This is a genomic window from Caballeronia sp. (assembly GCF_028292365.1).
Lineage (GTDB): Bacteria > Pseudomonadota > Gammaproteobacteria > Burkholderiales > Burkholderiaceae > Caballeronia.
Genome location: NZ_JAQGMM010000476.1, coordinates 1 through 6659, shown reverse-complemented (window position 1 = coordinate 6659; position 6659 = coordinate 1). Strand labels below are relative to the sequence as shown.

Below are 6659 nucleotides of genomic sequence, written 5' to 3'. Positions count from 1 at the left end.
TCACGTGCGCTGCTCAGCATGCCGTCGGCGATCTTGCCCGAATCGACCTTGTAGCTGCCGTCGTTCAGCGCGGCCTTGATCGACGCGACTTTCGCCGTGTCAATGTCCGAGCTGCCCGTCGTGCGCAAATCCGTCGACAACGCCGACAAGCTCACCGTCGAATTCGAACCGCCGGTGCTGCTGGTCGTGCCGCCCGTTGTGCTGGTCGGTTGCGCGTCGGCTTGCGCCGCACGTTGTTGTGCAGCTTCTTGCAAAGCTGCGATCTGGCTGGTGTTGCTGGAATCGATTTTCACGATGGTCTTCCCTGACGATGTGATCCTTTTATCGGCGGACCGATGCAAAAACTTTAACCTTCCCGCCGCCCGGACCACGTGCCAGTCAGTCCTATCTCTCGCTCAGCCTTGTCGGATAAGCCCGATAAGGAATTGCAACAATTTGAAACAAGTGCGGGATAACCCACATAAGGGGTTTCCGGCCTCTTTCTCAAAGCTGGATCTCCACGGTCGAGCCGTCCTTGACGACGCCGGAAATGATCTGTCCCCCGGCCGTCTTGACGCGGACTTGCTGACCGGGCGCAGCATTATTCATGGCGCTGCCTTCCGCCGATATCGAAAAACCAGCGCCGTTTGTCACCACGTGCACGCTCTGTCCGATCACGACGGCGCCGGCGCCACGCAGCATGTCCGTGCGCAGCGGCAGCCCGGCCGCGAGCCGCGACAACGTCACCGCTCCAACGGCTTGTGACGGGTCCGTGACAATGGCCTGCGGCATGGAGGTGAGATCGCCGTCGCGGGGAATCAGGTCGGCGGCGGTGAGCACTTCGCCGGGCGCAACCGCGCGGGCGGCGAGGTAATACGTGGCCATCACCGAAACCCGTGCTTGCAGATAGAGCGTCCAGGGCCGGTCGCCGGAGCAACGCACGCCCACGGTGGTGCGGCCCCAGAGACGTGAACCCGCCGGCAGGAACGGCTCAAGCGTCGAGCAGGCCGCGAGGCCGCGGGGGAAAACGGGTGTAACGGTGATATCGGCCTTACCCGGCAAACCCGCGGCCTGCTGCGTCAGGAAGACAAGCGCGGCGGCGCGCACCGAGTCGCCGTCCTGCGTGGCCTGACTGGGCGCACCGGCCATGGCGGGCGCAGATTGGAGCGGGGCGCGGATGGGCGCCGGGGCGCGCATCGAAACGGTCATCATGCCGGCGACCGGCGTGGCGGGCGCAGCCGCGATCGGCCTCGCCTGGAAGCCTCGCGAGGCAACGCGCGAAATGCCCTGGGCCGATGCGCTGCCGTCCGTCGCGACGACCACGGGCATCACGTCGCGTGACGATGTGGTGACGCGGGGAAGGGCATCGACGGCGGTCTTTCCGACGTTACTAATAGAAGAAGCAGGCGCTTTCGGCTCGCCGTTACCGGCGATCTCGATCATCCCGCCGGCGTCGGGGGCATTGTTCGATGCAGCCGCCGTCCGGCTTGGCGTCATCGCCAGCCTGGGCGCCGCAGCCGCAGGCTTCGCCGCCTTCGCTTCGCCCGGCCCCGGAATCACGATCAGACCGCTGGTATCGGCGGAAGACGAGGACGCGTCCGCGGCATCGGCGTGAACATCGAGGGCCAGCGCGGCCGCACGCATGGCGGCATCGGCTGCATGGGCCGCCGCGGCGAAACCCGCGGGACGTGACGTGCGTGCGGGTTGAGCCGCGTTCGCGCTGCCGTCCACCGACATGCCGGCGTCTTTCGCCATCGTCACAACAGCCGCCGGATTGGTTTCGCCGGGACCGGCAATCATGATCGTGCCGCCGCTCCCGTCTGCACTCTGCGCGCGCGCCGTCGTCACACCGGCCGTCATGAGAGCCAATGCGAGCACGCAAAGCGCAACCGGACCGCCCGGCGCAACACGGCGAGCCAGGTGCGCGCGGGCTTTCACCAGGCCGGTCGCGGCCAGGCGATGAACCGCCGGCTTGCGAGCAGGCGCAGTGAAGCTGTGCATTGTGTTTCTCCTAAACAAATCCAGCGAATCCGGCAAACCAACAACGAGAAATCCCTCATCCAAAGTCGGTGAATTCCCTCAAAGATCGACCCACGAGACGAATTCTAGATTTCGCCGGCTAAAGGCAAGCGTCGAATAGAGGCCGCCTTTCCCTGTTATTCGTCTGATTGCATCTTGCGTCTCGCTCCTAAGATTCGTCTCATGCAAAAGTCTTCGATAGCCAATGGCAACCCGGCACTTGCTTGATCGCCCAGCGCCACTGACCGCCAAGACACGCGAAACACCGCAGACCAGATCCGAAGCTGAAGGAGGACCGCCATGCTGGACAAGCTCGACCAGGAATTTGCGTTTGGCCGTGAAGCGCTGGATGTGCGCGCCTACCGGCAGGAACTGTTGTCGTCGAATATTGCGAACGCGGATACCCCGGGCTACAAGGCGCGTGACGTCGATTTCGCAAGCGCCCTCGCAGGCGCACTGAAACAGACCGGCGCGGCGGCGAACACCACGGCGTCGGCCACCGCGCCGCTGCAGATGGCGCAACCGGTGAGCGTGTCGACCGGCGCGGCACTCGCGACGACATCGGCGGGACATATGTCCGGCACCACGACACTCACCGCCAGCGGCGGCAGCACCGACGACTACGGCCGTCTTGCGTACCGGATTCCGAGCCAGCCGGCGCTTGACGGCAATACCGTCGACATGGACTCGGAGCGGGTCCAGTTCGCGGACAACGCGCTGCATTTTGAAGCCGGCATGACCGTGGTGTCGTCGCAGATCAAGACGATGCTCTCGGCGATCACGTCGAACTAAATAACGAGGAGAAGCAATGCCCTCTCTGATGAACATCTTCAACGTTGCCGGTTCGGCGATGTCCGCGCAGGCGCAGCGCCTGAACGTGACCGCCTCGAACCTGGCGAACGCGGACAGCACGACGGGCCCGGACGGCCAGCCGTACAAGGCGAAGCAGGTGGTATTCGCCGTCGATCCGCTCGGCGGCGCACGCACGGCGTCCGGCCAGCAGGTTGGCGGCGTGCAGGTGACGGGCGTGATCGACGACCCGACGCCGATGAAAACCACCTACGACCCGACCAATCCCGCAGCAAATCCGGACGGCTACGTGACCTTGCCGAACGTCGATCCCGTGCAGGAAATGGTCAACATGATTTCGGCGTCCCGTTCGTATCAGGCGAATGTGGAAACGCTCAATACCGCCAAGCAGCTGATGCTTAAGACCCTGACGATCGGAACCTGAGGACAACCCCGTGACAACCAATACTTCGATCGGCAGCAACGGCGCGACGATGTCGCAGACGCTGCTGAACACCATGAACGGCACGTCGAGCGGTTCGGCCGCCAGTTCGAGTTCCAGCACTGGCACGCAGTCGCCGGCGGACTTGCAGAACACCTTTCTGACGCTGCTCGTCACGCAGCTCCAGAACCAGGACCCGACCAACCCGACCGACAGCTCGCAGATGACCTCGCAACTCGCGCAGATCAGCACGGTGTCGGGTATCGGCCAGTTGAACACGTCGCTCAGCTCTCTCGCCACGCAATTGTCGGCGGGACAGGGCGCGCAGGCCGCGTCGCTGATCGGCGGAACCGTGCTCGCCCCTGGCAACACCATGACCGTGAGCGGCGGCAAGGCCAGCACCTTCGGTGTGCAATCAGCCAACGCGCTCAGCGACATGACGGTAAGCATCACGAACAGCGCCGGCCAGGTTGTGCAGACGATCGACCTCGGCGCGCAGCCCGCAGGCGTGGTGCCGATCGCGGGCTGGACGCCGACCGACACGACCGGCGCGACGCTGCCCGACGGCACGTACACGATCACGGCGGGAGGCACGGTCAACGGTACGGCTGCAACGGCGACCGCGTTGTCCGCATCGCTTGTGGAAAGCGTGGTGCAGCAGCCCGACGGCACGGCAGGCGTGATGTTGTCGACCGGCAAGACGATTCCGCTGACCAGCATTGCGTCGATTCTCTAAGCCCTTATTCATTAGCTCAATCTTCTAGAAGCGGAGACCGTCATGGGTTACCAACAAGGTTTATCTGGTTTGTCCGGCGCGTCGAACGACCTCGATGTGATCGGCAACAACATTGCCAACGCGAACACCGTCGGCTTCAAGGGAGGCCAGGCGCAATTCGCCGATATGTACGCGAATTCGGTGGCCACCGCCGTGAACAACCAGATCGGTATTGGCTCGCAGATGTCGGAAGTGCAGCAGCAGTTCGGCCAGGGCACGATCACCACGACGAGCCAGGCGCTGGACGTCGCGATCAACGGCAATGGCTTCTTCCAGATGTCGAGCAATGGCGCGAACGTGTACTCGCGCAACGGCGTGTTCAACCTTGCGGCCAACGGCACGATCGTCAACGCTGCCGGCCAGACGCTGATGGGCTATGCAGCCAATGCGCAGGGTGTGATCAACAGTTCGTCGACCGTGCCGCTGGTCGTGCCGAACTCGAACCTGCCGCCGGCGGCGACCAAGAACGTGAGTTTCGCGTTCAACCTGAATTCGCAAACTGCCGTCCCGACTCAGACGCCATTCGATCCGACCAACGCGAACACCTATAGCGCAACCAGCCAGATCAATGTCAACGACTCGCTCGGCGGCACGCACGCGGTGAACGTGTTCTTCGTCAAGCAATCGACGGGTTCGTGGGAAGCGTATGCGACCACCGGCACCGGCAACACCCCCGTCACGGGAACGTCGACGGGCGTGGCCGGCGACCTGGGCAAGGTTTCTTTCGACCAGTCGGGCAACCTGATCCCGACTCCGCCCGCGACCGCCATCACGCCGTTCTCCTTTTCGATTCCGGATGCTGCGTCCAATACCGCCGGCGCCGTGCAGACCATGTCGATGTCGTTCGCCGGCACGACCCAGTATGGCGCGACGACCGGCCTCGTGAGCAGCAACCAGGACGGCTATACATCGAGCGAACTGGCGGGCTTTTCGGTTGGCCCGGACGGCACGCTGACCGGCACGTACACCAACGGCAAGACGCAAGCGCTCGGTCAGATTGCGCTCGCAACGTTCGCCAACCAGAACGGCTTGCAAGACCTTGGCGGCAACAACTATCAGCAGACCGCGGCATCGGGTCTGGCGCAAGTATCGGTGCCGGGTTCGACCAACCACGGTTCGCTGCAAGGCGGCGCGGTGGAAAACTCGAACGTCGACCTGACCAGTTCGCTGGTGGACCTGATCACGGCGCAGCGCAATTACCAGGCGAACGCGCAGACGATCAAGACGCAGCAAACCGTCGACCAGACGCTCATCAACCTGTAAGAGCCACAACCAAGCCGCGCACGAGAGAGTCATAAATGGACCGTCTGATCTATACCGCGATGAGCGGCGCCGCGCAGGCGCTCGAGCAGCAGAGCGTCACGGCGAACAACCTCGCCAATGCGTCGACGACGGGCTTTCGTGCGCAGCTTTCCGCGTTTCGTCAGGTGCCGATGAACTTCGAGAACGGCGCGCCCGGTGACGCGACCACGCGCACCTTCGTGCTGTCGTCCACGCCGACCGCCGATTACACGCCGGGTCCCATCCAGCAGACCGGCAATCCTCTCGATGTCGCCGTCCAGGGTCCGGGCTGGCTTTCCGTGCAGACGGACGACGGCGGGGAAGCGTACACGCGCGCCGGCAATCTTCACGTTGACGCCAACGGCCAACTGGTCACGGCAAACAACCTGCCGGTGCTCGGCAATGCCGGTCCGATGGCAATTCCGCCGGGCGCGGAAGTCACCATCGGCAAGGACGGGACAGTCACCGCGCTGATGCCGGGCGACCCGCCGACGTCGATTGCGATAGTCGACCAGTTGAAGCTGGTCAATCCCGAAGCAGGGGCCTTGACACGCGGTGACGACGGTCTGTTTCGCACCGCCGACAACCAGCCCGCCGACGCCGATCCGACGGTGACGGTGGCGCCCGCGTCGCTGGAAGGCAGCAACGTGAATGCGGTGTCCGCGATGGTCGACATGATCACCAACGCCCGCCAGTTCCAGATGCAGACCAAGTTGCTCGATTCGGCCAACTCGAACGATCAGTCGGCTAACAAACTGCTCGACTTCAGTTAATCCGCAGTACCAGGATAAAAAACATGAACCGCTCTCTCTACATCGCCGCAACCGGCATGAACGCGCAGCAGTCGCAGATGGACGTGATTTCGAACAATCTCGCCAACGTCAGCACGAATGGCTTCAAGGGCTCGCGCGCGGTGTTCGAGGACTTGCTGTATCAGACCGTCCGCCAGCCGGGCGCGAATTCCACGCAACAGACCGAACTGGCGTCGGGCAGCCAGATCGGCACCGGCGTGCAACAGGTCGCGACCGAACGCCTCTACACGCAGGGCAACCTGTCGCAGACCGGCAACTCGAAGGACGTCGCCATTAACGGCAACGGCTTTTTCCAGGTGACGATGCCCGACGGCACGACCGCCTACACCCGCGACGGTTCGTTCCAGACCAACGCGCAAGGCCAGCTCGTCACGTCGAGCGGTTATCAGGTCACGCCGGCAATCACGATTCCCACGACCGCGACCGGCATCACCATTGGCTCGGACGGCACGGTCACGGTGACGCAGCAGGGCAATGCGGCCAACACGACAGTCGGCCAGTTGCAGCTCGCGACCTTCGTCAATCCGGCCGGCCTCGACGCGCGCGGCGAAAACCTGTTCGC

General features: G+C 63.7%; 8 protein-coding genes. 6 read left to right on the top strand and 2 right to left on the bottom strand.

Features of this window, described 5'->3' with window-relative positions:
- The coding region (flgM, locus tag JWR14_RS27680) for a flagellar biosynthesis anti-sigma factor FlgM (protein WP_299715152.1) at nucleotides 1-293 on the bottom strand (293 nt) is incomplete at its 3' end.
- A 190-nt stretch (nucleotides 294-483) separates the two neighbouring features.
- Entirely contained in the window at nucleotides 484-1980 is a 1497-nt protein-coding gene (flgA, locus tag JWR14_RS27675; protein ID WP_299715149.1) for a flagellar basal body P-ring formation chaperone FlgA, read from the bottom strand.
- 318 nt (nucleotides 1981-2298) lie between these two features.
- Here flgA and flgB point away from each other — a divergent pair, with 318 nt between their 5' ends.
- The 6 genes from flgB to flgG form a co-directional block, all read left to right on the top strand.
- Entirely contained in the window at nucleotides 2299-2790 is a 492-nt protein-coding gene (gene flgB, locus JWR14_RS27670; RefSeq protein WP_299715146.1) for a flagellar basal body rod protein FlgB, read from the top strand.
- A 16-nt stretch (nucleotides 2791-2806) separates the two neighbouring features.
- The gene (gene flgC / locus JWR14_RS27665) at nucleotides 2807-3232 is read left to right on the top strand and encodes a flagellar basal body rod protein FlgC (RefSeq protein WP_299715143.1); all 426 of its coding nucleotides are present in this window, start codon (nucleotides 2807-2809) and stop codon (nucleotides 3230-3232) included.
- A 10-nt stretch (nucleotides 3233-3242) separates the two neighbouring features.
- Nucleotides 3243-3965 (top strand): flagellar hook assembly protein FlgD, encoded by a 723-nt coding sequence (locus JWR14_RS27660; RefSeq protein ID WP_299715140.1) that lies wholly within the window; start codon nucleotides 3243-3245, stop codon nucleotides 3963-3965.
- Between the two features lie 42 nt (nucleotides 3966-4007).
- A complete protein-coding gene (flgE, locus tag JWR14_RS27655; RefSeq protein WP_299715137.1) occupies nucleotides 4008-5267 on the top strand; it encodes a flagellar hook protein FlgE in 1260 nt (419 codons plus the stop codon).
- Nucleotides 5268-5302: 35 nt separating this feature from the next.
- Nucleotides 5303-6058 carry a flagellar basal-body rod protein FlgF gene (gene flgF, locus JWR14_RS27650; protein ID WP_277046218.1) on the top strand — a complete coding sequence of 252 codons (756 nt, stop codon included), beginning with the start codon at nucleotides 5303-5305 and terminating at the stop codon, nucleotides 6056-6058.
- A 23-nt stretch (nucleotides 6059-6081) separates the two neighbouring features.
- Nucleotides 6082-6659: flagellar basal-body rod protein FlgG (gene flgG / locus JWR14_RS27645; RefSeq protein ID WP_299715126.1), on the top strand; the 578-nt coding region annotated here is incomplete at its 3' end.